Origin of the sequence: Algoriphagus yeomjeoni (assembly GCF_003259505.1) — a bacterium.
In the GTDB taxonomy this organism is placed as follows: Bacteria; Bacteroidota; Bacteroidia; order Cytophagales; family Cyclobacteriaceae; genus Algoriphagus; species Algoriphagus yeomjeoni.
In genome coordinates this window covers 120,899-143,987 of sequence record NZ_QLLK01000010.1, presented here as the reverse complement: position 1 = coordinate 143,987, position 23,089 = coordinate 120,899, and the positions used below count along the sequence as shown (strand labels likewise).

The 23,089-nt window shown below is 37.0% G+C and carries 18 protein-coding genes; 10 read left to right on the top strand and 8 right to left on the bottom strand.

All coding sequences use genetic code 11. The annotated features are described in order from the left end of the window. The first annotated feature begins 79 nt into the window (after positions 1-79). The 4 genes from LV83_RS16650 to LV83_RS16635 are packed head-to-tail and all read left to right on the top strand — an operon-like array spanning position 80 to position 4,411. Positions 80-265, top strand: coding sequence for a hypothetical protein (locus LV83_RS16650; protein WP_111612692.1), 186 nt, complete (start codon positions 80-82; stop codon positions 263-265). Between the two features lie 31 nt (positions 266-296). Then, positions 297-1,289 (top strand): hypothetical protein, encoded by a 993-nt coding sequence (locus tag LV83_RS16645; protein ID WP_111612691.1) that lies wholly within the window; start codon positions 297-299, stop codon positions 1,287-1,289. Positions 1,290-1,338: 49 nt separating this feature from the next. After that, positions 1,339-3,441 carry an AAA family ATPase gene (locus LV83_RS16640; protein ID WP_111612690.1) on the top strand — a complete coding sequence of 701 codons (2,103 nt, stop codon included), beginning with the start codon at positions 1,339-1,341 and terminating at the stop codon, positions 3,439-3,441. Continuing rightward, positions 3,428-4,411, top strand: coding sequence for an HNH endonuclease family protein (locus LV83_RS16635; RefSeq protein WP_111612689.1), 984 nt, complete (start codon positions 3,428-3,430; stop codon positions 4,409-4,411). Before LV83_RS16640 ends, LV83_RS16635 begins: the two co-directional genes overlap by 14 nt. Before the next feature lie 144 nt (positions 4,412-4,555). Here the strand turns inward: LV83_RS16635 and LV83_RS16630 are convergent, their stop codons facing one another. From LV83_RS16630 to LV83_RS16615, 4 genes are all read right to left on the bottom strand, one after another. Continuing rightward, the gene (locus LV83_RS16630; protein ID WP_111612688.1) at positions 4,556-7,012 is read right to left on the bottom strand and encodes a S8 family peptidase; all 2,457 of its coding nucleotides are present in this window, start codon (positions 7,010-7,012) and stop codon (positions 4,556-4,558) included. Between the two features lie 9 nt (positions 7,013-7,021). Then, positions 7,022-7,990: an AAA family ATPase gene (locus tag LV83_RS16625; RefSeq protein ID WP_170124578.1), complete on the bottom strand. Its 969-nt coding sequence runs from the start codon at positions 7,988-7,990 to the stop codon at positions 7,022-7,024. Between the two features lie 57 nt (positions 7,991-8,047). Continuing rightward, a complete protein-coding gene (locus tag LV83_RS16620; protein ID WP_111612687.1) occupies positions 8,048-8,320 on the bottom strand; it encodes a helix-turn-helix domain-containing protein in 273 nt (90 codons plus the stop codon). Positions 8,321-8,393: 73 nt separating this feature from the next. Continuing rightward, positions 8,394-8,831, bottom strand: a complete 438-nt coding sequence (locus LV83_RS16615; protein WP_111612698.1) for a helix-turn-helix transcriptional regulator — start codon at positions 8,829-8,831, stop codon at positions 8,394-8,396. A 470-nt stretch (positions 8,832-9,301) separates the two neighbouring features. Between LV83_RS16615 and LV83_RS16610 the strand changes: the two genes are divergently transcribed. Beyond that, positions 9,302-9,628, top strand: coding sequence for a hypothetical protein (locus tag LV83_RS16610; protein WP_111612686.1), 327 nt, complete (start codon positions 9,302-9,304; stop codon positions 9,626-9,628). A gap of 97 nt (positions 9,629-9,725) precedes the next feature. On the opposite strand, the gene LV83_RS16605 is transcribed toward LV83_RS16610, so the two are convergent. The 3 genes from LV83_RS16605 to LV83_RS16595 form a co-directional block, all read right to left on the bottom strand. After that, positions 9,726-10,886 (bottom strand): sialidase family protein, encoded by a 1,161-nt coding sequence (locus LV83_RS16605; RefSeq protein WP_111612685.1) that lies wholly within the window; start codon positions 10,884-10,886, stop codon positions 9,726-9,728. Between the two features lie 28 nt (positions 10,887-10,914). Further along, a complete protein-coding gene (locus LV83_RS16600) occupies positions 10,915-13,188 on the bottom strand; it encodes a glycoside hydrolase family 20 protein (protein WP_146613744.1) in 2,274 nt (757 codons plus the stop codon). A gap of 88 nt (positions 13,189-13,276) precedes the next feature. Continuing rightward, positions 13,277-16,420, bottom strand: coding sequence for a PKD domain-containing protein (locus LV83_RS16595; protein WP_111612683.1), 3,144 nt, complete (start codon positions 16,418-16,420; stop codon positions 13,277-13,279). A gap of 587 nt (positions 16,421-17,007) precedes the next feature. Here LV83_RS16595 and LV83_RS16590 point away from each other — a divergent pair. Continuing rightward, positions 17,008-18,267: a tyrosine-type recombinase/integrase gene (locus LV83_RS16590; protein WP_111612682.1), complete on the top strand. Its 1,260-nt coding sequence runs from the start codon at positions 17,008-17,010 to the stop codon at positions 18,265-18,267. A gap of 428 nt (positions 18,268-18,695) precedes the next feature. On the opposite strand, the gene LV83_RS16585 is transcribed toward LV83_RS16590, so the two are convergent. Beyond that, entirely contained in the window at positions 18,696-18,947 is a 252-nt protein-coding gene (locus tag LV83_RS16585) for a helix-turn-helix domain-containing protein (protein ID WP_111612681.1), read from the bottom strand. A 138-nt stretch (positions 18,948-19,085) separates the two neighbouring features. Between LV83_RS16585 and LV83_RS16580 the strand changes: the two genes are divergently transcribed. From LV83_RS16580 to LV83_RS16565, 4 genes are all read left to right on the top strand, one after another. Next, positions 19,086-20,648 (top strand): cysteine peptidase family C39 domain-containing protein, encoded by a 1,563-nt coding sequence (locus tag LV83_RS16580; protein WP_111612680.1) that lies wholly within the window; start codon positions 19,086-19,088, stop codon positions 20,646-20,648. A 59-nt stretch (positions 20,649-20,707) separates the two neighbouring features. Further along, the gene (locus LV83_RS16575) at positions 20,708-21,478 is read left to right on the top strand and encodes a DUF3405 domain-containing protein (protein WP_146613743.1); all 771 of its coding nucleotides are present in this window, start codon (positions 20,708-20,710) and stop codon (positions 21,476-21,478) included. A gap of 127 nt (positions 21,479-21,605) precedes the next feature. Continuing rightward, positions 21,606-21,845 (top strand): TIGR04149 family rSAM-modified RiPP, encoded by a 240-nt coding sequence (locus LV83_RS21815; RefSeq protein WP_111612678.1) that lies wholly within the window; start codon positions 21,606-21,608, stop codon positions 21,843-21,845. Positions 21,846-21,911: 66 nt separating this feature from the next. Beyond that, on the top strand, positions 21,912-23,084 hold the full coding sequence (locus LV83_RS16565; protein WP_111612677.1) for a hypothetical protein: 1,173 nt from the start codon (positions 21,912-21,914) through the stop codon (positions 23,082-23,084). The last annotated feature ends 5 nt before the right edge of the window (positions 23,085-23,089 follow it).

Genomic DNA, 23,089 nt, shown 5'->3' with positions numbered 1-23,089 from the left:
CTAATTTATAATGAGTTAAATGCTCTTTAAAGTAATTGTCACCAACTGTCAATAAGAACTTATTTGGTCACTGGTGTCATTGCGGATATACATAATAATAAATAATGCAAAAGAAAACCAAGAACTAGCCTCCCTTCGAGATTGGCTATTGCCTATGCTGATGAATGGACAAGTGACGGTGGCAGATGCGGAAGAAATAGTGGAGGAAAAGTTGGGGATGGTGGCTGAGGAGAGGGGGAGGTATTCAAGGGTTGCAAATAGATAGAGTATTATTTGAAAATTTGATTTCACCAAACATGAAAAACTTTTTATTGAATATTTTGCCTCGGGTTAAAACTTACTCCAAAGAGTTAGATATAATGGAGGATATTATTGATAAACCTTGGGTTTGGATTACAGATAATATAGCGAAAGAAAAATTAATCTTTAGAAGAGGTGGTTCGTTATTAATGGTTCAAGATGGTAATGTCAAAGAAGGTAAATGGGAATTAATTTCTTCAATGAAATCCATACTAATTGATAGGACACAAGATAAAATTTTAATGAACTATGCGTTTTTTGATAAGTCAGTAATTTTATTGAGAAAGGATGGGAGCGAAAATGATATTTTTGCATTCGTTAATGAAATAGAGATTCCAAATTTGGATTATACGAGCTATTTGAATGATTTATTAATTCATAAAAATAATTCCATTTCCGAAAATCAAAAACTAATTTCTTTCGAATCATCAAGATTAAGTGATGAATCAAATATCCAAGAAAAACCAAATATTAAACTCAATTTTACTGTAAATAATTTTAACGAATATTTCAGAGTATATATAATTGTAGAGGAGAGTATTCTGCCAGATTCACCTCATTATTATGGTATGCTTCAAGCAAATATGTCAAGGTATAAAGTTTATATTCAAGGTACTGGAGAATTATTAAAATCAGGATTATATAAAAACCCTGTTTATTACAGAAAGGATTATGAAAAATATTTTGAGGAATTTCCAGAGTCTTTTTCGCACTTAAATAATGTATATTATTATGTAAATGATGGGCTAGTTCTTGGGACTTACGAAACTACACCTATTGATTATGTATTAGATGGTAAAAACGTTAATGTATATCCTTTTAAACTTATAAGAGGATGTCCGGAAGATTACAATAAGAATAGCTTGAAATTCGCCTTAGTGTTACATAAAGGTTCTTTAAAGCCTGTTGAAACTGGTAGGTATAAGACATCTTGGATTGAATCTTGGACAATTATAGAAGGTATAATTATTGTTGATGGATGGTTTTAGAAATATGTTATAACTATGATTTTTATTAATTTAAATTAATCTACCTTGAATGAAAATTTTAGCAATAATACCACTAAGCGAAGAACATTGTAAAAATCTTAAATTGGGAGAAGTTTATAAATTTTATAATGATTATAGAATAGAGCGAACAGAGAAAGGCGAAGTTATTGTAGAAAGAATTGGAAAAAGTTATTTTGATTTATACAGAATCCCTTCAGCTCATTTTATTAATAGGAGTAATGTAAATGTTAATATTTCTGCCATTGTGGGTAAAAATGGTAGTGGAAAAAGTACTCTTTTAGAAACCCTATATATTTATTGCTTTATTCTAAGTTCTAAAAAAGGAATATTAAAATTAAAAGAATTTTACCAAGATGGTGTCATTCCAGAAAAAATCAGTAATCTCATAAATAGATTTAAGGTTGAGATCATTTTTGAACTGAATGATAAGGTTTTTCTAGTTTCTTATTATGGTAAATCTACAACCTGCAAACAACTTGACGACACTAAATGGAAGGGTGTAAGGTTTGATTTTGAAGATTTTTTTTATACTATAGGAATTAACTATTCTCTTTATGGAAATAATTCAATTGTAGATGAGTGGTTAACACACTTGTTTCATAAAAATGATGGTTATGAAACACCTATAGTTTTAAATCCTTTCAGATACGATGGGTTAATTGATATTAATTTAGAGCATCATTTGGCCCAATCTAGACTTTTGTCAAATATAACCTCCTATGAAGAAACTAACCCTTTACTAATAGATGGTAAAAGGATTGATAAATTGGATTTTTTATTGTTTCCTGCTGATTATGAAAATTTGAGAACCTTTAAAGTTTATAATATAATAGAAGAATTTCAGCGTTTTCATGGGTTTAAGCTTTATGAATTTATTGATAAAGTAATATATGAAATAGGAGGATTTCATTTAAGTGAAGGACAAATCTCGAATTTTGAGAAGAGGCTGTCAGATGAAAGGGAAAAAGAAGGGCGATTTTATGATATTGTTAACTCTCCAAAAAGATTGTCCTATGACATGATTGAGTATGAAGTTATTAAGTATATAATTAGGAAGGTTTATAAAATATGTTGGAATTATAAAGATTATAGGAAACTATTTGCTGAGCGTGATGAAGGAGAAAAATCAAATTTAACTGAAAGGGTTAAAACTCTTATTCCTGTTGTTGGTAAGCCAAATCAATTAGGCAAAAAATTGGGAGCAGATCGGAGTCATATTACATTAAAATTAAGACAAGCAATTTTTTCTTTAAAATCCGGGTTTTTTGAAAATTTGAAATTTGAAATAATTTTCGATAAGAATCAAAAGAAATTTGGGTTTAAATCTGATATGTCTTTAGAGGAATATACAAGTTATGTGAATGATTTATTTTTGAATGAATCTCAAATAGCAAAAATCCAGAAAGTTGATGTTATTCCTGGCGCAGTTGTTAGACCTGTTTTGCATTTTTTAGGTGAATCTCAATTTTCCTCTTTAAGTTCTGGGGAACTACAATATTTGCACTCTTTCCATTCAATTATTTATCATTTAAATAACTTGAAATCGGTTCATGAAGATTTCTCTGAGAGGATCAGTAAATCAAAAAAGAATAAATTTAGTAACGTGAATATTGTTCTCGATGAAATAGAATTATATTTTCATCCAGATTATCAGCGTAGATTTATCAATGATCTTCTTTTGGAATTGGGTAAATTTAATTTTGGTAAAATTGCATATATAAATTTCCTTTTTTCTACTCATTCGCCGTTTATCTTATCAGATATACCTAATTCAAATATTCTTTGTTTAGAAAATGGAGCTCCAGTTCCTGTTGGGTTTGATCAGAAAACGTTTGGTGCAAACATTCATGATTTGTTGTCCAATCAATTTTTTCTCAAAAACGGGTTTATGGGACAATTCGCCAAAGTCAAGATCAATTCTTTAATTGATTTTCTAATTGCACCTGACAAACTTCAGGATGAAAATTGGGATGAATATAGAACAAAAGAATTTATAGGATTAATAGGTGAGCCATTATTGAAACTTGATTTAACTGAGTTATATATTAAAAAATTCAAGGACACTTCAATAGTAGACCAACAAATTCAAGAACTTCAGAAACTAAAAAACTATAACAATGATCGCAATTAATCAAGATTTAGTTTTTTTTGCATATAAAAATCATAAAACTGAAATAGATCATTTTATCCATTCTACCGAAAAGAAGATTAAATCTTTTAGAGCCAAACCAACCCGAACTTTAAAGAAGAAAAAGGTTGCGCTCTTACTTACTCCTTTACAAGAGGATTATTTAGATTATTTATCTGCAAATTTTAAAGACATAATACTTGGGACACCTGATGATCTATTAAAGTTTGCAACTCACTTTGAAACAATTATTAAAGCTGTTGATCTTGGCAAGGAATCTAAACCATATATTCATCGGGTTTTTAGGGATCGATTGTTGTGTATAATGGGATATAATAGTCAAAGAAATAAATTTTACTCAAAATATTTTCAAGGGCTTGGAATTAAAGCCTGTGTATATTGTAATTCTCAGCTAACTATAAGTGTTAAAAGACAAGGTTTGAAAAATAAAGCTCTTTATCAGGTTGATCACTATTACCCAAAGTCTTATTATCCATGTTTTTCGGTGTCTTTTTTCAATCTTTATCCTACATGCGCTAATTGCAATCTTAGTAAGAGTAATAAGCCTTTAAAATTTGTTCTCTACTCTAATAATCCTTTACTGTTCTCTAAGTCTGTCTTTCAGTTTTCTATTTCTCAAATTTCAATCACTAATTATAGGGTTAATTTTGAAAAAGAAAAACTTGAAATTGAGTTTAAAGGTGGCAATTCTAAAGAAATGAATAAAATTTTTGCTGTTGAACAGATATATAATACTCAAAAGGATGTCGCTGAAGAAATTTTATTGAAATCAATTATTTATAATGATACGTATAAACGATCTTTAGAAAAATCGTTCAGTAAGCTATATAATAAGAAAGACCTTAACGTCCAACGTTTAATTTTGGGCAATTATACTCTTGATACAGAGATTCATAATCGACCAATGTCAAAGTTTATGATGGATATTGCAAAACAGCTTAAGCTTATTTGAACGTACTGTTCTAATTTAAAAGTTGATCTTCACTGAATCAAAATGAAGCCTCTTATGCTCCTCAATGGATTTAAAACATAGATGACTTTCATTGTTATGGATGATTTTTTGGTCTTCCAGATGCTGATTTTTTAGATAGCTATTTTAAAGAACTATCGAATCAACATCTAACTTCAGCTCATTCAAAATTGGGGTCAGAATATCTTCTGATTCTGTCTCAATACTGACAATTAAGCTATACCGGGACGATTGTTCATATCTTTTATGGATGGGTCTGGTTTTCCACCAACCACCAGTAGGGATAACGGCTAATTCGTTTTTAGTTGCCAAATCCGCTGCATTGCCAATCCAGAAATCCCGATGGATTGATCCTTTGTCTCTGATTTGTTGGCCGATTACCCAATTTTCTTGGCCCTCTTTTTCATAATCTCCTTCAAGTGCCTTTCTGGCTTCTTTATTTATTCTTGCCATAAAAGCTGAAGAGGATTCGTTTCTGTCCTTAAGTTTAAAACGAAGCCCGTGGGAAGCATAATTATTGGCATTAGCATAGCGTTTGTTCCCAGGGTTTGGCTCAACGAAATAGGACAAGGTGATATTTAACTTTATTTGTACTTCTCCTAATTCCAAAAGTTGCTCTTGTGGCCACGGAAGAGTAAATATGTGACATTCATTCGCTTTAACCCTGCTTTCTTCAAATTTGTAAGGCGTTATAGTTTCTTGGATTACAAGGGAAACAGAATTCTGAAGCGTGTATATAGCGGATGGAAGAAAAGGAACGCCATATCCTACGGAAGTTAACAGCTTTATCTTTTCCTCTTTAGATAGATCTTCAATTCTTCTACCTTCTAACATTTGATCGGTCCACTGCGCAGAATGAACCAATAGAGCCCTAATAGTTTCCTGCCAAAGCTGTGGATAGATTTCCAGAATAGACGCTGCAAACTTTGTGGCAAAAGCTGTGGCAGCCGAAGTATCTCCAAAGGTACAAAATGGAGGTTTGGCCAATCCACCTTTGGAGATGCTTAAAGGAAGTAAGGTATCTGGGTCACATAGCCCACCATTCCACATTCCACAATTTCCTCCTTCGAAAACGATCTCAGGTTTGTTTGGCCAATCACTATCCCATGAACAACTGGTACTACTCGAAGGAGAAAGTTGACCTCGTTGTGCCAAAAGACTTGCACCTGGATACTTTGTTGAATCGATCCTATCTTTTAGGGTGTAGGCTCCAATAGTTAACGCATTGAAGGCCTGGCCAGGATCATGGATGCTGTATTCAAAATTTGAAGTTGGATAATTTGGCCAATGTTCATTAGGGATATTTCCGGCTGAAATAAGAATTAATCTTTTCCATTCATCCTCACCAAATGCTGATTTATCAATAGCTGCAGACCAAGACGATGGTTTGCCTTCATGAACTACGCCATCTGCCGTAATAGCAAGGCAAAACACTCTTTCTGAGATGCTATTGATGAGTTCTGCTCTAGCAATTGCTTCTTCGGTGATAACGCCGTAAAAATTTGGATCAGTTGGATGAGTATGATGCAGGATTTTAATGCTTTCTAGTCTGTGGAAAATTCTTACTGAATCTTTGTTTAAAAACGTTTCAGTCAAGTCTCCAAAAAAGATGATTCCTGCCATAGGATTACCATGGCCAGAATTAGGCCAGCTATCATCTGTGTTCCAAGATGGCTCTACGGTATCTGAGTGAATTATTGACTTTAAGTTAGCTAGGAGGGGATGAGCGTCATTGATTCCAGAGTCTAGCAAGCAAACGGATATAGAACATTCATTATTAATTTCTAACCTCTTGGCTAGATCTCCAATCCACTCCTTTTGTTCAGGGATATGCATGGAGGTAAAAGTATCTGCCAATTCTACAGGTTTCCTTAATTCATCCAAGTAAGTGGAATGGAGTAAAGGTTCCATTATCCTAGTTGGGCTACCCTTGATAAGTATCACCAAATGCTCGGGAAATAGCAGATGCCTTGTTGCTAATTGAACTCCATACTCGGCTAGCTTGGTGGTTATTGCATTTTTTACGGTATCTGCAGAATCCACTGTAATGTCCAACCATACCTCCCACCAAACTTCTTCATCCTTATGTGGAAACGGACGTTCCGGCTCCTGCCAAAACGATTCTAAGGTGGCTTGTTTAATTGATTCAATATTTGAAAGGAGGCTCGCGTTTTTAGGATTACCTTTTCCTGTATTCTTTTCTAGATTAGAATAATCATCAATCTTTCTTAAAAAATCATTTATTCCCTTTTTGGATAAAAAGACTGAGCCTTTGGACTTGATAACACCGTCTTCATTCACCCCTTCTTTGATGTTTGCTATTCTAATATCTCCATATTTTCCTTCGAATTTTGTCAAATCCAATTCAAAGCCAGAGAAAGCTTCTATGTCGACATAAACAAAATTCCCTGGTTCTCCCTCCCAAAAGTCAAGAAAGGCCTCGTTAAATTCAGTCTTTAGTTTCCCACCATGTTTTGCTTGATTAATATTTTCATTGGTAGCAAATCTTCCAGAACCATGTGGGGTAAAATTGCTTGAGGTGGGTTTGTTGTCTAAAAATATATGCTTAAAAAATCCGTCCATAGTTAGCTGTTAGAAGGTGCGTTTCCTATTTTCTATATATTGAATTATTCTTGTTTCAGTGACATAATCTTTTCCGTAGATTAAAAAATCCTTCCAAATATCTTCACAGATTTTGTGGACTTCTGCATAACTAAGCCCTATTGAAAGTTGTGCAAGCTGTTGAAGATCCCAGTTTAAAGTAATTCCAGTCTCATCTATTCTTGAAGAGTAGATTTGGAGTATTTGATCCAAAGAAGGATTTCCATATTGAATAATATCGTCAAATCTTCTAAACAATGCAGTATCTAAACTTTCTGGAAGATTGGTGGCTGCGATAATTAAACTGTTCGATCTATCTTTTTCAATCTGAAGTAAAAAGCTATTCAGCACCCGTTTGATTTCTCCTACATCCTGTCCCTGAGTTCGGTTACTACCAATGCTGTCAAACTCATCAAAAAGATAAACTGCTCGAAAATCCACCATGGCATCAAAGATCAATCGAAGCTTTGCAATGGACTCTCCTAAATATCTGCTGATCAAACCGTCAAGTCTTATGATAAATAGAGGAAGTCCTAATTCTCCCGCCAATGCATGTGCTGTCATGGTTTTCCCTGAGCCTGGAGTTCCAACCAACAAAAGCTTTCTCCTAGGCTGAAGATTGTGGCTAAGTAGCTTTTTTAGATGTCTTTGCTCATGAATTACCTTTGCCAAGGTTTCCTGAATCTCAGATGACAAAACCATGTGGTTCAGTTTGATTTCTGGACTGACTAGTTCCAGTAAGTCATTCAACTCTTTTTGGGCGGCATTTACAGGAAGTCTCTTGACGATAGACGTTGAAGATTTGCCTTTATCAATGAGTTTTTTTAGTTCCTCCGCAATTGCGACATGCCCTTTACGTGCTTCTGCGGCAGCAATTTGCATAGCGGTAGCATAAAAGCGGGATTCATCCCCCTCTCCAAAAGATTTGATCAAACTTTTTATTTGTTCTGCCGCTGCCATTTCAATTTTTGTTGCAAAGGTAATTTATCCTTCCAAAGGAAATTACTAACTGTAGATTTATAAACTCTTATTCAAAAGTTTGATATCAAGCACCTCTTCTAACTGTACGAGGGAATCCAGTGTGAAATTATACGTTCCAGATAACCACTTCCTGATCTGCAAAAGACTTGTTCTCATTGCTTTTTGCAAATCTTGGTTGTGCCAGTCTTTGGATTCCATTGCGATAGCAATCCTAGCCGCAACATCCATTTTTGTGTCCACCTTAGACTGCTCTAGCGGATCGATTTCCGATAGTAAAGATTTGAGTAACTGATTATTATTTGAATACATACTGACTCGATAAAAACATAAATCGTGCTATTTCCAAAAAAAACAATTGGCTCTCCTATAGAGATTTACTATTTCACTTCCCAATTAACTTCTCCAGCCTCGCCATCATCTCATCCTTTTCCTTCAACATACGCTCATACAAGGCGATTTTTTCTTCGTGAAGCTTTTTGATTTCATTCAAAGATTCAATCCATTTTTCCATTGGATTTATATTGAAAGAAGGGTAGTAATTGTACCCGTTTGACTGATCGTTGAAAGTATTCGAAATAAAATTCACCGCCTGTTCCTCGTCAAAATTCTTAAAGGCATCTACTGGGAGTTTCAGCACATCGGCGATCTGGGCTAGTAAGCTTTCTTCTATTTCTTCCTTTTGCTCCAGGGCTGAAATTTTCTTTTGACTCCAATCCTCACCGAGTTCATAGGCTAGTGCTTCCTGCTTGAGGCCGAGCATCTCTCTGAAACGTTTTACATTACGGCCTTGGTGTATTTGTTTGGATGAAGTGTCGCTCATAAGTGGATGGTTTATTTCGGTCTTTCGCGCCCGCCTTCGTGTCTCCACGAAGGTGTGATTCTTGTTTTAGTTGTAATTCCGCAAACTGCGGCAGTGTTTTAGATCTGTGAGTGAAGACACTTACAGAGGCTAGCTGTTGGTATGCTTTACTTATTTTCGGTCTGTGATGATCCGCCACGGCGGACAGGCACAGACCGAGGCCGAAAACTGCGGCAGTGTTGTTGGTATGTGAGTGAAGACACTCACATGGGCAAGGTTTCTTTTTAAGATTTGTTACTGTAATTCTTCTTAATCAAATTTAAGAAATTTACACTTTTAAACTTAGTTTATTGCTTCCAAGATCAAGGTAATTTAGAAAATATCAGGGATAATTTATCCCTTGATTGATTTGAGTAGCAAAAGAGAATAGTAGACCTTTCTTCTAGGCTTTTTACAAGAAGTCAACTTGAAGACTTAAAAGGATTTTTGCTATGAAAACATTTAGTGATGAAGAATTCAAAACCTGTCTAGAAGAAATGATTCTAGCGGATCTCAAACATTCCCAATTGATCCTGGGATTAGCTAACATTGGCTTGGATCATATGGATAACCATTATCTAGGAATCGCAGATCTAGTTGCTCAATTGATAGGGACCCAAACTGATCAAGGAAAAGATAAATTTATGGAAGTCTATCTGGGCTTTATGCAAAAGAGTACTGAGGTTCCTGTTTCATCAGGAGGAGAGGAATTGAGGATGGTAAGTAAAGAATGCTTAAAAGTCCTATTACAAGAATTTGATCAAGTGTATAGTAATTAGACGACTTTTGGAGTTGATCTCCACTGTTACTATTTTCTAATCAAAAAGGCAATGTCTGAGCATACTTTTCAATGTGGGGATTTACCCAAATATATTATCACTTCTCCCATTCCATCCATTTAAATACAATTTCCTTGTAATCATCTCGCTCATAGAGGATGCCTAGAGTTTGCGGGTCGAGCAGAACCAAGTCGCTGTAGGCAGTCCAGGTTATTCCTTTGGGAATGTCTTTTCGGTCAATCATAATAGATTCTGTCCAAGATTTGCCCAGATCTCTGCTGATTTTTAACGTCAGATTATTTCGGTCTTCCGTGTCAGCATTATTGGAATGCGCGAGAATTGTATTTCCATTTTCGTCCTCAAAAGATAGGATAGAGCCTTGACATACTGGATCAGGTAGGCTTTCCTCAAAGTATTGTTCGCTCCAAGTTTCGCCTCCATCATTGGAATAAGCGAGAATTCTACTGCGAATATCTCCCCGTTGATTTCGGATACTGATGATCATATTTCCATCTGGGAGCTCGGCAGCAATGGATTCATTGGAGCCTGGGAATTTGATAGATTCGGAGACTTTAAAGGTCTTGCCATGGTCATCAGTATAGAATCCATGAGCTTGATAATCTTTGAATTCATCCTGAGGATCACCTTTTGAGTGATTTGCCGCAACGTAGATTCTTCCTTTGTATTCTCCATTTTGAAATTGGAATGCATGTCCGGGCGTATTGGCGTAATGCCTCCAATCTGCTGGATTCGTATAATTGGGATTAAACTCAGGATTATTTGGTTTGTGAACTTGGCTGGTGATGTTGACAGGCTCCTCCCATGAATGCCCCAGATCAAGTGAGCGAATCATCCATACTTCCCGAACTCCCTTATTCATTCGGATGTCATACTCATGATTGTTACCCGTGTTGTAGAATAAGTAAACCACTCCTTTTGGATGTGCTGGGTCAAAAAGATCGATGACAGGAGCAGGATTGCCAGCTTGCAAATCGTCGTAATCAACTATCGTTTGGAGTGCAGACCAAGTTTTGCCTTTATCCTTGCTTCTTTTAAGAACGAGATTTATATCACCATAGTCATTGGAGCCATTGACTCTGCCTTCGGCAAAAGCCAAAAGTTCGCCATTCGGTATACCTATGATCGCCGGGATTCTGTAAGTAGCATGGCCTTCTTGGCCGCCTTGATAAACCACAGTTTCTTGAGCAAAAGCTGTTGTAAAATGAAAAAGTAAGAAGAAGGCTAAGAGAAATTTCATGATTTTGGGTTTTTACTTTTTGAAATTACTAGTTAATCACCAATTCATCCACAAAAATAAATCCTCTCTGGACATTTGGAGCTACAACTTTGACGTATCGTGCTTCTTTTCCTGCCAGAGAACCTTTGAACTCCTTGACTACCTTTTCCTTTTCGGAAACAGGAATATCGTTGTCAATTCTAAGTATAGTTTCAAAAGTTTCTCCATCATTAGAAACAGCCACTTCCAGGTATTCAGGCATAAATACACCGGGTCCCGCTGCTTGCATAAATGTAGCTGAGATAGAATTTAGGATAGTTTTTTCACCCATATCCACTGTGACATCAAGGTCGTTGGTGAACCCTTGCCAAATGCCGTCATTGTAAGATTCTCCGCCTCGGTAACCATCGGTCATACTTCCGGCATCTCCTGCTGGATAGGATTTGTTCCAAGGTTTGTGGTACTCCACTGATTTCCCTATTGCCTTATGGTAATCCACTTGTTTACGAAGTATTGGTTCGGTGGGCTGTCCATCTTGAAAAACTGCAGCTACTATCTCAGCACTTCCTTTCACAAAAAACTCACCTTCATACAGGTTAGAATCAGTGGTAGGCTGTGTGCCATCTGTAGTAAAATATATGGTTGGCTCACTGATCTCACTTTCCAGCGTAATTCCAATTTGCTGTAGATCAGTATCCACATTCATGAAAGGAATAAGCTTGGTCGTAGGGTTGTAGGCATACTTCACACCTAATAGATCTAGGCGGGGAAGCTGATTTATGAGACGGGTTTTGAATGAATTCCAGTCCTGGGCAGACTCAGGAGACCAAGCTCGTTCTGCTAAGGCCAAGACATTAGGGAAAAGCATAGCATCCGCTAGGGCTTCAGAAGGAATGGTTTCTGTCCACAGACATGCTTGAATACCTTTAATTTTATATGTGAGCTCTTTAGGGAACTTAGAACCTAGCAAAGGCTTGTTATAAATATCAAAAAGCTTTGAGTTAGGCGTAGAGAAATAGAATGGGTCTCCAGGAGCCAAAATCACTTCATTGCCATTCTGTACAGCTTTATCTGGTACACCTGCAACCCAATTTCTCCAGTACATTACATTTAGATTGGCATCGATTCCTCCTGCCATGGCATCGTCCCAGACTACTACTTCTTTCCCATTTTCTTGGAGAAAAGCTGATACTCTGTTCACAAAATAGGATTGCAGTTCATTCACGTTCTGCATGCCATTTTCCTTCATGAATTTCTGGGCAGCAGCTGATTCTTCCCAGGTCTTTTTCTCCACTTCATCTGCTCCAATATGTATGTATTTGGAGGGAAAAATATCCATTACTTCTGTCAGTACATTTTCTACGAATGTGTAAACCTCTTCATTCACGGGACAAAGAGGAGTCGAAAAAAGATCGCCCCAGGCGGCTTCGCCATTACAGGCAAGTTCTGGGTAAATCGCAATGGCTGCCATCATATGACCTGGCATATCTATTTCTGGAACAATCTCTACATGTTTTGTCTGAGCATAGCTCACAAATTCTTTGAGCTCCTCCTGAGTATAATACCCTCCATAATATGGAGTTCCATCCCTCATTTCTATGTGCTTTGGCTCCAAAGCAAAGCGAGGATCTTCTTTGGATTTTTCTATGCAAATGGAATCCTGTTCGTTGTATGTCCTCCAAGCACCTTGCTCAGTGAGTTCGGGGTATTTTTTGATTTCTATTCTCCATCCTTGATCGTCCGTAAGGTGAAGATGCAGCTTATTTAGCTTGTACAGAGACAATAAATCTACGTAGCGTCGAAGGTAATCCATAGAGAAAAAATGTCTGGAAACATCCAGATGCATTGCCCTCCAGCCGTATTGTGGCTGATCGTAGATTTCTAATTCGGGTAAAGCTATATCATTAGAAACTTCGCCAGACTCCATGCCTGTAGGCAGCAATTGGCGTAAAGTCATTAATCCATAAAACAGACCCTCGGCAGCTCCAGCCTCCAATGTCATTTTGTTAGCTGTAATTTTCAGATGGTAAGCCTCTGGATTTTCAGAACTTTCAGTTTTTCTGATTTCAATGATGTTTTCGCCTGATTTATCTGAGAGCTTTTGGCCTATGGCCTGCTGCATCATGGATTGGAAAAAGGCTATTTCTTCCGAAAAATCTCCCTGATCGTCGATAATGAGCTGGGTGCTTGAACTTAGGTTGAAGCGATCAGTTCCAGTTTCCAATGAACTTGGATAAGGAACTAGTGAGATTTCAATTGGTTCTGGCGTGTTGCAAGATGCAAGTCCTAAGAAGGCTGCGGCAAAAAAAGCAAGATACTTCAAGGCGAATGATTCTAGTTGAATATCAAAGGTAGAGTTGATTTCCAAAAAGATGAAATGGAATCTTCTTTAAAAATGCTACTTCATTAACTTAGTTAATCTTAAGAACAGAACCTACCTGAGCATCTTTTACCAATTCATCATTCAGCAAAAACTCGTAATCAAATCGGTAGCTATAGGTTCCTGTAGGACTGTCCTTGCCATTAAAACTTCCATCCCATGGCGTGTTTCCTGCATAAATCAACTGTCCCCATCGGTTGAAAATAGTAAGCGTGAATTGTAGATCTCCGCAATTAGAAATTGGTCCAAATTCCCCCTGTTCCGAATTAAAACCAGTTGGAAAGCGGAATTTTGGAGCGACTTCCAGAAGCCTGATGCTTCCAATCGCAACACAGCCTTGCCCATCTTTTACTCTGACCTCGTATTCCCCACTTGGTAGCCCCTCGTTCAATTGATTCGTGCTGCCATCACTCCATTCATAGCTATATGGGCCACTTCCAGCAGGGAGTTCTGCTAGAATTGATCCATTGGAATTGCCGAGGCAAGGGTTGCTGACTACAGTTAACTCAACTTCCAATGGATCGGGATCGGTTAAGGCAATCGAAACTTCTACTTCACAATTTTCGGCATCGATTATCTGAAATAAATAGTTTCCGCCCTCCAAATTATTCAAAGTCAGTAGATTTTGATTGACTGTATATTCAGGGTTGAAAGATCGATAGGGAGGTGTTCCTCCTTGAATTTCAAAAGAGATACTTCCATCAGTATTTCCGAAGCAAGATGGATTAGTCTGCTCAATAGTTATTATTTCTAAAGCTTCGGGCTCTGAGATTTCAAGATCTTCAAGAATGATTTCACAGCCTTGGCTATCCTGAATTGTGGCTGTATAGGTTCCTGGAGGCAAATCAGAAGCTAAAGGGGAGTTGAGGTTTTGGTCGTGAGACCAGGAAAAAGTATATGGTGCAATTCCTCCTTCTATTTCTAGGATAATTTCCCCGTCTTCCGCACCAAAACAGCTGACATTCGATTGTGTACTGATATTTGCTAGAAATCCAGTATTGAGGGCTATGATTAATTCAGGTGAGGTTCCCTCGCAGAACTCATCCAAGATGCTAAACTCACGATAAAAAAGAATTCCCTCGCTTTCTGTTTCATCCCATCTTACACTTACCTCCGGGCCTATATTGCCTCCGGTAAAAACTCCTCCAATTATCTCCCACTCATAGCTTCTCATGGAGTTGATCTCTGGCACAGTGTACGTGTAATCTATTGACAAGTCACAAATGAAGACAGGTCCCAACGGTAATTCCGGTTCTAGTTCCTGTTTGATTACCACGTTTAATTCAATCGGAATTCCCATACAACCATTAGTTCCTACAGGAGTTGCCTGAAGGATGGCATTTGGATTTGTGGCTCCCCAACGGACTACAACTTCCTCGTTGGTTTGGGAAATGATTTCACCACCAGTGGCCTGCCATAAGACTTCTGCAATTTCACCCTCTCCTTCAAATAAATAAGTGAGCTCTTCTACATTTGGGCAGGCAGTTGTTGGTCCGGTAAGTTCGCCTCCAATTTCGAACACTTCCACTTCAAATTCATGGAGTTCGGTTTCCTCACATCCAGAATCATCCAAAGATACAAACACCTTAACCAGGTAAATTCCTGCTTCTGTGTACGTATGAGTCACTTCCTTTCCTGGTTTTTTAGAAGATTCATCCCCAAAGTCCCAAAGGAAATAGGAGTAGGAGGGATCTGATACGTTGACACTCCAGGTTCCTTCCTGATCAATACAGGCAATCCTTGGTGATCCTGTGGTGAGATCATCAAAACTCGAAAGGATTTCGTAGTCATTATTTTCAAAATCTTTCCCAAAATCAACAGCATAAGACTGGGAAGGCCCCAATGCGTAGAAATAGCCCGAAAAACCAGCTGGATTGCTTAGTGTGTGAACTCCCGCCAGGAGGGGAATTTGAGCATAAGAGTAGTCGGGGTTATTGGCAACAGGACTGAATTGATTTGCCACAGATACTCCATCTATTTGCATTTGTCCTACATCACCGCTTCGCGTGACCAGTTGTGCAAAATGGATTAAAGTGCCATATACTTTTTGGAAATTTACAGTGAGTTGAGTTTTGGGAACGTCAAATGGGGCATAGTTTACCATCTGCGGGTTTCCGTAATTTGCTACATTGGCAGGTGCCAGAACAGAATTTTCATCAAGGATCTCGCAGGAATAGGATTTGCCAAAGCCGAAAACTCCAATTGGTTTTGAGGAGGTGAAGTGTAGCGCAAGGTTATTCTGCACGTCCAAAGTGTAAAACTCCCCGGCATCGATTGTTGCTATTAGATCGGTTCCATTGAAAATTTCTGTATTATCAAATGCTGCGATGAATTTGACCAATTCCCCTAATTCTCTATCCTTAAGAGGAATATGGAAAAACTCAGTTCCCCAAGAAGATACTGGCTCATTTTGATTGAAAATATGAGAGGTGGAAAAGGGACCGCACACTGGCTCGCCAATGTCAGCATACTTATTACCTGAGAAAACTGCAATGCGGGAACATTGCTCAGTAGAGTTAATGACTGAAATTTCGGTGCCTGTCAAATCACCTTTGGATTTGAATTGATAGGTCTCACCAGTATCTAAGGTTATAGTGAATGGGTCGATCGAGCCATTGATGGGGGAGGAGGGGATTATTTGTACTTGGGTGTTATCTTTAGTTCCCACAATCAGAACTTGACTTTCGTTATTGAATTGTCTTTGTGAAAGCCCTATTCCCTCGGTTTGATTTTCGTAATGGGAAGCTATAAAATAGTTGGAGCCCAATTGATCCAAGGGAAGAACTAGGCTGCCATCAAAAGTACCTGGCTTAAGGCCCAGGGCATAAACTGATACTTCTCCTTCTGAGTAGATATGTATTCCCTTATCTTCAATAACACGATTGGTTTGAACCACGAGATTGGTATTCGCTTCAAACTCAAAAATTTCACCCAATCCCAGAGCAAAGGGCACAGAGTTTCCTCTAAATTCAATTACCCCTTCAACATTATCCTCTAATGCTGTAATTACCAAGGTAGGCTCTAATGGATCACCTACTTGTAAGTTGTCCATAAATCCTACGAAATAGTGATTTACTTCCTTGGTACTCGGCAGATTTTGGCTTTGAGCAAAGGACGACGTAATAAACGTAAGGAGGATAAAATGGATAAGTACGACGAATGCTTGCTTGAGCATTTAGTAAGAAAATTTTAAAAACCAGTTAATAGGTTGTGATTAAAGAAGATACGTAGGTTTATACCTTTTGATATGAGAACTCCTTAATTTTTAAATTTGGATAGAGATGCTGTGAAATGCAATAAAAAATTAGATAACCTCCTTGTTTCTTTAAAATTACCCATTTCGTTTAGAATTCTTCCTCCTCTTTAGGCTCAGTGATAAGCCTCAAATCAGTATGAAATAAGGCTTTATAGCTACTTCTCAAAGACTTCCCCATAGCTATCGCGGACTTGGATCCTCTGAAAATTCACCCAGCATTTAGGACTGATCCGGGATCCGTAGTATGTAAATAAAAAAGTCCATACTAAATTTAATAAAAAAGCCTCAAATCGTAAGATTTGAGGCTTTAGGAGCTCCTCCTCAAGGACTTGAACCTTGGACCCTCTGATTAACAGTTCTAAATTTGTAGTTTTTCTATTTATTGTTTATTTTTAAATAGTTGTATTACAGTCCTTTACATGTTTTAATAGCTTAGTCTATTTACGTGTTTTAGTGCTTATTAGGGTAGTTTTTTTGCAAATTTTTTGCAAATTTTATAGCTGTATATGATAGATAATAAGAGAGTTAAGTCAGAAAAGCGAGCGATTTTATCGTTAATTTTAGATGTAAGAAGAAAAAAATCGGATGGATTATATCCTTTAAAAATTCGAGTTTATGATACATCTGTTCAAAAAAACCGGTATTATGGAACAGGGTATGACATGGATTTATCTACTTATAAAAAGGTATTTGAATCACCGAAACCTAAAAGAAATGAACGGGAAATCAGGGAGGAAATAGAGGAGCTTTTGTATGAATATAAAATCGTTGCTCAATCAATTGAGAATTTTACCCATGATATTTTTGAGGAGAAACTTTTTAAGCCTAAGGGAGAGCCCCAAGATGCTTTTTACCAGTATAACATTAAGATTGAGGATTTAAAATCTCAACACAAATTGGGAAGTATATCATGTTATAAGTCTAGTTTTAATTCCTTGAAATCGTTTTTATCTGAGACAAGATCCCGAGTTCCAAAGCAATTACATTTTTCAGAAATAACCCCCAAATTCCTTCAACGCTATGAGAAATGGATGCTTGACAAAGGAAAGTCAAGGTCGACGGTAGGGATTTATTTGAGACCTTTAAGACACCTTTTTAATGTTGCTAAACCCTCTAACTATCCTTTTGGGAAAGATGGTTATGTCATCCCGAAAGGGAGAAACAAAAAAAAGGCAATTAATAAGGAAGGACTCAAACTTTTGTTTGAAACACAACCTGAAAATGAATTTCAACAGAAAGCCAAAGATTTTTGGTTCTTTTCATACCTCTGCAAAGGGATGAATATGAAAGACATTCTCTATTTGAAATGGGAACAGGTTAAACCGAACCATCTTGAATTTGTAAGGGAAAAAACAAAGACCACAACAGATGAGGTTATCGTTATCCGTGTACCGCTTACAGATTTTTCCAAAGGGGTAATTGAAAAATACTCCAGTAATCAAAGGGCTAAGAATGACTATATATTTCCTGTCCTTAACCATTCAATGAACGAGGAAGAAAAATTCAAAGCCAAGCAAAATTTCACAAGGTTAGTTAATCAGCACATGAAGCGCTTTGCCAAACATGCTGGATTTACAGAAGATATTAGTACTTATTGGGCTAGACATAGCTTCGCAACTATGGCAATCAGGAAAAATGCATCAATTGAATATGTAGGAGAATCCCTTGGTCATGCAGATATTCGAACAACTAAATCCTATATCGATAGCATCATGGATGAAGAAAGTGAGCAGAAACTGATAGAGGGGATGATGGATTTTGATTAAAACTGCGGAACTAAATTAATTTACTTTTTCCAGTAATAAGGTGCCTATGAATATTTGAGAATACGAGTGCTAAGGAAGAAAATATTATTGAGTTCGACATTTTTGGAAAGAGTAACTTTTCAGTCTGAAAAGTTCAAACTCTCTAAGTCAATAAATTTTTTATTCATAAATACCTGATTAATATAGAGTTGTATAGTAAAAATAAATGCAAAAATCCTTCAAATATGGATTTGTCTCGTCAGGAGGAGCTGGTGTTACAGAAGTCGAACTCTTTTGAGGCGGATTTGGAGTTATTGGGGAGGCTTTTCAATTACCTCTAAGTGATTAAATTTGGAGTTTCTAAAATAACTTCCTGAGCAGTATACTACTTATCAAGATCTTCAGAATCTATTTCCCCAAAATTCTCTCCAGCGCATTCTTCAATTTCCTTAATTCTTCCTCGGCTTCAGAATGATTGCGTGGGAGGGGGGGGTTAAATGTATTCCGTTTTCGGCTAATAATTTCAGTACATCTATCTCATAAATCTCTCCCATCACAGAAAGTTGTGCAACAGATGGCTGACTTTTGTTACTCTCTATATTAGAAAGTGTCTTTTGTGAAACGCCTAAAAGATCAGATACTTCATGCTGGCTTAGTCTTTTGGATTCTCTGGCTTTTTTTAATTTGTGGCCTATTTTCATGGCTTAAAAGGTTAATTGGGTTAGTAAAAAGTTACTGAATGTTAGTAAATACGGTATTGTCTTTTAAAAAGGTAATTCTCAAATTTATTGAATGATTTTAAATATCAAAATTTTAGGTGAAGTTTTTATTGCTAGTCAATGGATAACTGTTTAGTCATTTGCAAGAGATTACTGGAATCACTTAAGGTGCCTTATACTGGCAAATACCTTAAAGAAAAAATTTTTACCCATCCCCAATATTCCAGCTTACTTGGTATATCAGACACTCTAGAGGATTATGGAGTTAGATCTATGGCAGTCAAGCTTGGACCGGATCGGTTGGATGACTTTCCTCTACCGGGAATAGTGCAGGTATCGCTGCCCAATGGCAGCTATTTTAATGTGATCACGGCTGTTTCTGAAAATTCAGTATCCCTATTTGATGAAAAAGGGAAGCAAAAGGACGTATCCCGGCTGGATTTCTTAAAGAGTTGGACAGGTGTGAGTTTAATGGTAGAAGCAGGGGAAGATGCGGCAGAACCGGAAATCAACCAAAAGATTCGGGATCAGAGGATCATCCAAGGTATAGCAATAATTTGTGGAGCTAGCTTTCTGTTTTGGCTTGGACTTAGAGTAATTGAAATTGGGATTTCAGGATTACATCTATTCTATTTTGTTCTTAAACTACTGGGATTGTCCATTTCGGGTGTCCTACTATGGTATCAGCAGGATAAGCATAATCCTATCCTTCAAAACCTGTGTTCCAGCGGAAAAAATGTGGATTGCAATTCCGTACTGGATTCAAAGTCCTTTCAACTGCTGGATGGACAGATCAACCCCAGTCTGGTAGCATTCGCCTATTTCTTTACAGGGGCGGGTTTGCTTGTAGGCTTATCCTTCTCATACATTACATTCCTTGCATGGCTTAGTGCTCTAACCATTCCGGTAGTAATCTACTCCTTCTATTATCAGACTAAAGTACTCAAGAAGTGGTGCAGGTTCTGTTTGCTGATCCAAGGAGTATTAGTAATGGAGGTTATGGCAACAGGTGGAGAAGCATTTTGGTCTGGTGGTATTGATGGTAGTGTAGTCCTTTTGTTTCTGTTTCTTTTCACAGGAGTGATCTTGGGAGGGATTTTCATCAAGCCTTTGCTTGGAATCCAAGATGAAATCTATAAATCCAAAAGACAGCTTGCAAAGCTAAAAAGCAATAAGGAGTTATTTGAATTATCTCTTTCCCGATCTAAAAAAATGAAGAATGAGCCTCAAGGTTTGGGGATAGTGATGAAGGGTGAAAAATCGAAATACCAAGTCTTAAAAGTATGCAATCCTTATTGTGGTCCTTGTGCCCGAGCACATCCGGTATTGGAAAACCTTTTTGCAAAGGGGAATATAGACCTTCAAATTCTTTTTGTTCCAGGTAATGGTGACGATCAAAAAGAAAGAACAATTCGGCATTTACTAGCTATAAAAGATAAAGGTGATTCAAAACTTATGCACCAAGCTTTAGATGATTGGTACGGAGCTGAGAAGAAAGATTATAGTTTATTTGCTGCCAAATATCCGATGAATGGCGAGCTGATGCAACAAGAAGAAAAATTAAAGGCTATGGAAGAATGGTGTGTTAAGGAGGACATCTCTTATACACCAACTTTGTTCATTGATGGCTATGAGTTACCTAAGGGGTATAAAGTTGAAGATTTACACTATGTTTTGGTGTGAACGACGTGAATTAAGTTGATCATTTGTTTAAGGCCACTAAATTTTATTTAAAAGGAAAGATGAACAAGCAAGTATTTTTGTATTTAACTCAGAAGACAACACCTAGTCTTATTGAACCATTTAAGAAATTAACTTTTGAGGCTCAATCCTTTGGAGATCTTTATCTTCTTTATCACAAGAAAAGTTTTGAAGTTCCTGAATTTGTGAAAAACGAATCGCATTTCACATTTACAAATGAAATACTTTTTGAGCTTAATTATTTCCCAATAGGATTTAGTTTGGTTCCTGGAAATAACCATTTTCCTCTTCTAAAATTTTATCAGGAATACCCGGATTATGATTATTACTGGTGCATAGAAGATGACGTACGTTTCTCAGGAGATTGGAGTAATTTATTCTCTTGTTTTACAGAAGTTTCTGCTGATTTTATCAGTTCGCATATTCAAAAAGCTCCTATTGTTCCAAATTGGCCTTGGTGGGATACGCTGGCTCATCCATATAAAGTAATCCCATTTGAAGAACGAATAAGATCTTTTAATCCTATCTATCGGATATCTAATGAGGCGCTGCAATTAATTCATAAAGCCCTTCAAAACAAATGGTGTGGACACCACGAAGTTTTATTTCCTTCTTTGATTTATCAGGCAGAGCTTGAAATTTTTGATTTTGGAGGAATGGGGGAATTTGTTGCTCCTGGATTTGAAAATAGGTTTTATATAGAAGAAAGAGATGATGACTACAGGCTATATAAGGGTTCTTTAAGGTTTAGACCTGTTTATGATGAAGTAGGCAATGTTTCAAATAAATTATATCATCCTGTAAAAAACTAATAATGGAAAAATAATTTGATTCAGTATCACTAATGGATTGATAAAGAAATTCTATCGCGATGAATGGGTGTATGCCTAGGCACTCTTAAATGACTGGGAAAATAAATAAATTTTAAATAACTGAATTATGAAAAAGTTGAGTTTAGGTAAATTAAATCTTCTCTCAGATGAAGTCCTTGAAAGAAGTCAATTGGCTATGATTTATGGGGGGTCAGGTGGATGTTCTGCTTGTGGATGGAGCGGCTACGGTAACCTCCCACCAATATGCGACCTTACAATGAGCGATGCAAAAGCACATGCTGAGGCCTGGCCAGGTACATATTGGTGTTGTGATCAATGTAGTACTACTTCCTATTGTGGTAGTTAAATTCAATATTAGGCTGCCTATAAATAGGCAGCCTTTTAACTCAATTTTCCATATTTCATTTACATCATGAGAAACTCAGCTGTTTTATTGTTCCTTTTCCTACTTTTAATTTCATGTGATCCCACAAGCAAGACCACTTCTTTAGAGCCTAATTCAAAGATTACTTTAGAAAAGCGGGACAGTATTCAAATTAATTATGTGGGTAAATTTAAAGTACATGATTTAGATCCGGTGTCTAAAACTGTTGTATTTGATGGAGGTGATGGAAATACTTCACAGATTATTGTATTAGCAAATTTCAATGGGTCAATCATCAATTCATTTTCCAAACTTGGGGATGTACCTTATGGTTATGGAAAATTGATGAGTTCAATAAGGTTGTTAGGTGAAAATCAGATGTTGGTTTTTGGCTCTAAAGGCTTTACAACCTATGATTTTGATGGAAATCTCATCTCTCAATTTAAGGCAGTTGATTTCCAACCTTTAAATTCTGGACCAATAGGTATGGGACAGGGTATTGAAAAATTTGGTGATCGGTATTTACATGTGAATCAGGATCTTCCAGGAAACTTGGGATATTCGGATAAGGAGATTTATGAGGAAATGTATTTATTGAAGTGGTGGTACCCAACTACAGGCCAGCAAGAATCGTTTGCCCAATTTCCAGAAAGTAGTGTTTACAGAAATGGAAAATACTTTTATCCAAACTCTTGGGCTCCTATGTATAGCATTTCTGATGATAAGATCTATGCGGCATTTGGATTGGAGCCAGTAATCTATGTTTTCGATACCAATCCACCTTACTCTCTACTTTCCAGTATTGCACTTGATCTTCCGGAATACCGCTACTTTGAAGGAATGGATAAGTATTCAAGAGACCTAAATTTTTTCTTTGTAAGCATAGTGACTACAGGTAGAATATTAAACATAAAGGAGGTTGATGGGTGTTTTTTGGTTGCATATACTCAAGGCTACAGCCCTGAAGATATAGAAATTCGAATAGCAAATAAATCCGAAGAGGAAACTATTGATTTCAATGCCAGAATGGCTGAGAAATATCCTGTACATCTCGCTATTCTCGATTCACTCGGGAATTTAGTAAATGATATTGTTCCTGATGGTTTAGAGGCTCAAAGTATGTTATATCGCAACGGTGAACTTTGGATGCTGGAAACACCAAACAAGGAAGTGGAGCAGGATTTTTTCAGACTGTTTCGCGTGGGGCTGAAAGTAGAGTAGTAGTT

Coding starts and splice junctions, on each gene's coding strand:
- LV83_RS16630 (WP_111612688.1), bottom strand. CDS start 7,012: ATGGACGGATTTTTTAAGCATATATTTTTAGACAACAAACCCACCTCA.
- LV83_RS16575 (WP_146613743.1), top strand. CDS start 20,708: ATGAACAAGCAAGTATTTTTGTATTTAACTCAGAAGACAACACCTAGT.
- LV83_RS21815 (WP_111612678.1), top strand. CDS start 21,606: ATGAAAAAGTTGAGTTTAGGTAAATTAAATCTTCTCTCAGATGAAGTC.
- LV83_RS16620 (WP_111612687.1), bottom strand. CDS start 8,320: ATGTATTCAAATAATAATCAGTTACTCAAATCTTTACTATCGGAAATC.
- LV83_RS16590 (WP_111612682.1), top strand. CDS start 17,008: ATGATAGATAATAAGAGAGTTAAGTCAGAAAAGCGAGCGATTTTATCG.
- LV83_RS16640 (WP_111612690.1), top strand. CDS start 1,339: ATGAAAATTTTAGCAATAATACCACTAAGCGAAGAACATTGTAAAAAT.
- LV83_RS16595 (WP_111612683.1), bottom strand. CDS start 16,420: ATGCTCAAGCAAGCATTCGTCGTACTTATCCATTTTATCCTCCTTACG.
- LV83_RS16635 (WP_111612689.1), top strand. CDS start 3,428: ATGATCGCAATTAATCAAGATTTAGTTTTTTTTGCATATAAAAATCAT.
- LV83_RS16580 (WP_111612680.1), top strand. CDS start 19,086: ATGGATAACTGTTTAGTCATTTGCAAGAGATTACTGGAATCACTTAAG.
- LV83_RS16625 (WP_170124578.1), bottom strand. CDS start 7,990: ATGGCAGCGGCAGAACAAATAAAAAGTTTGATCAAATCTTTTGGAGAG.
- LV83_RS16605 (WP_111612685.1), bottom strand. CDS start 10,886: ATGAAATTTCTCTTAGCCTTCTTCTTACTTTTTCATTTTACAACAGCT.
- LV83_RS16610 (WP_111612686.1), top strand. CDS start 9,302: ATGAAAACATTTAGTGATGAAGAATTCAAAACCTGTCTAGAAGAAATG.
- LV83_RS16645 (WP_111612691.1), top strand. CDS start 297: ATGAAAAACTTTTTATTGAATATTTTGCCTCGGGTTAAAACTTACTCC.
- LV83_RS16585 (WP_111612681.1), bottom strand. CDS start 18,947: ATGAAAATAGGCCACAAATTAAAAAAAGCCAGAGAATCCAAAAGACTA.
- LV83_RS16565 (WP_111612677.1), top strand. CDS start 21,912: ATGAGAAACTCAGCTGTTTTATTGTTCCTTTTCCTACTTTTAATTTCA.
- LV83_RS16615 (WP_111612698.1), bottom strand. CDS start 8,831: ATGAGCGACACTTCATCCAAACAAATACACCAAGGCCGTAATGTAAAA.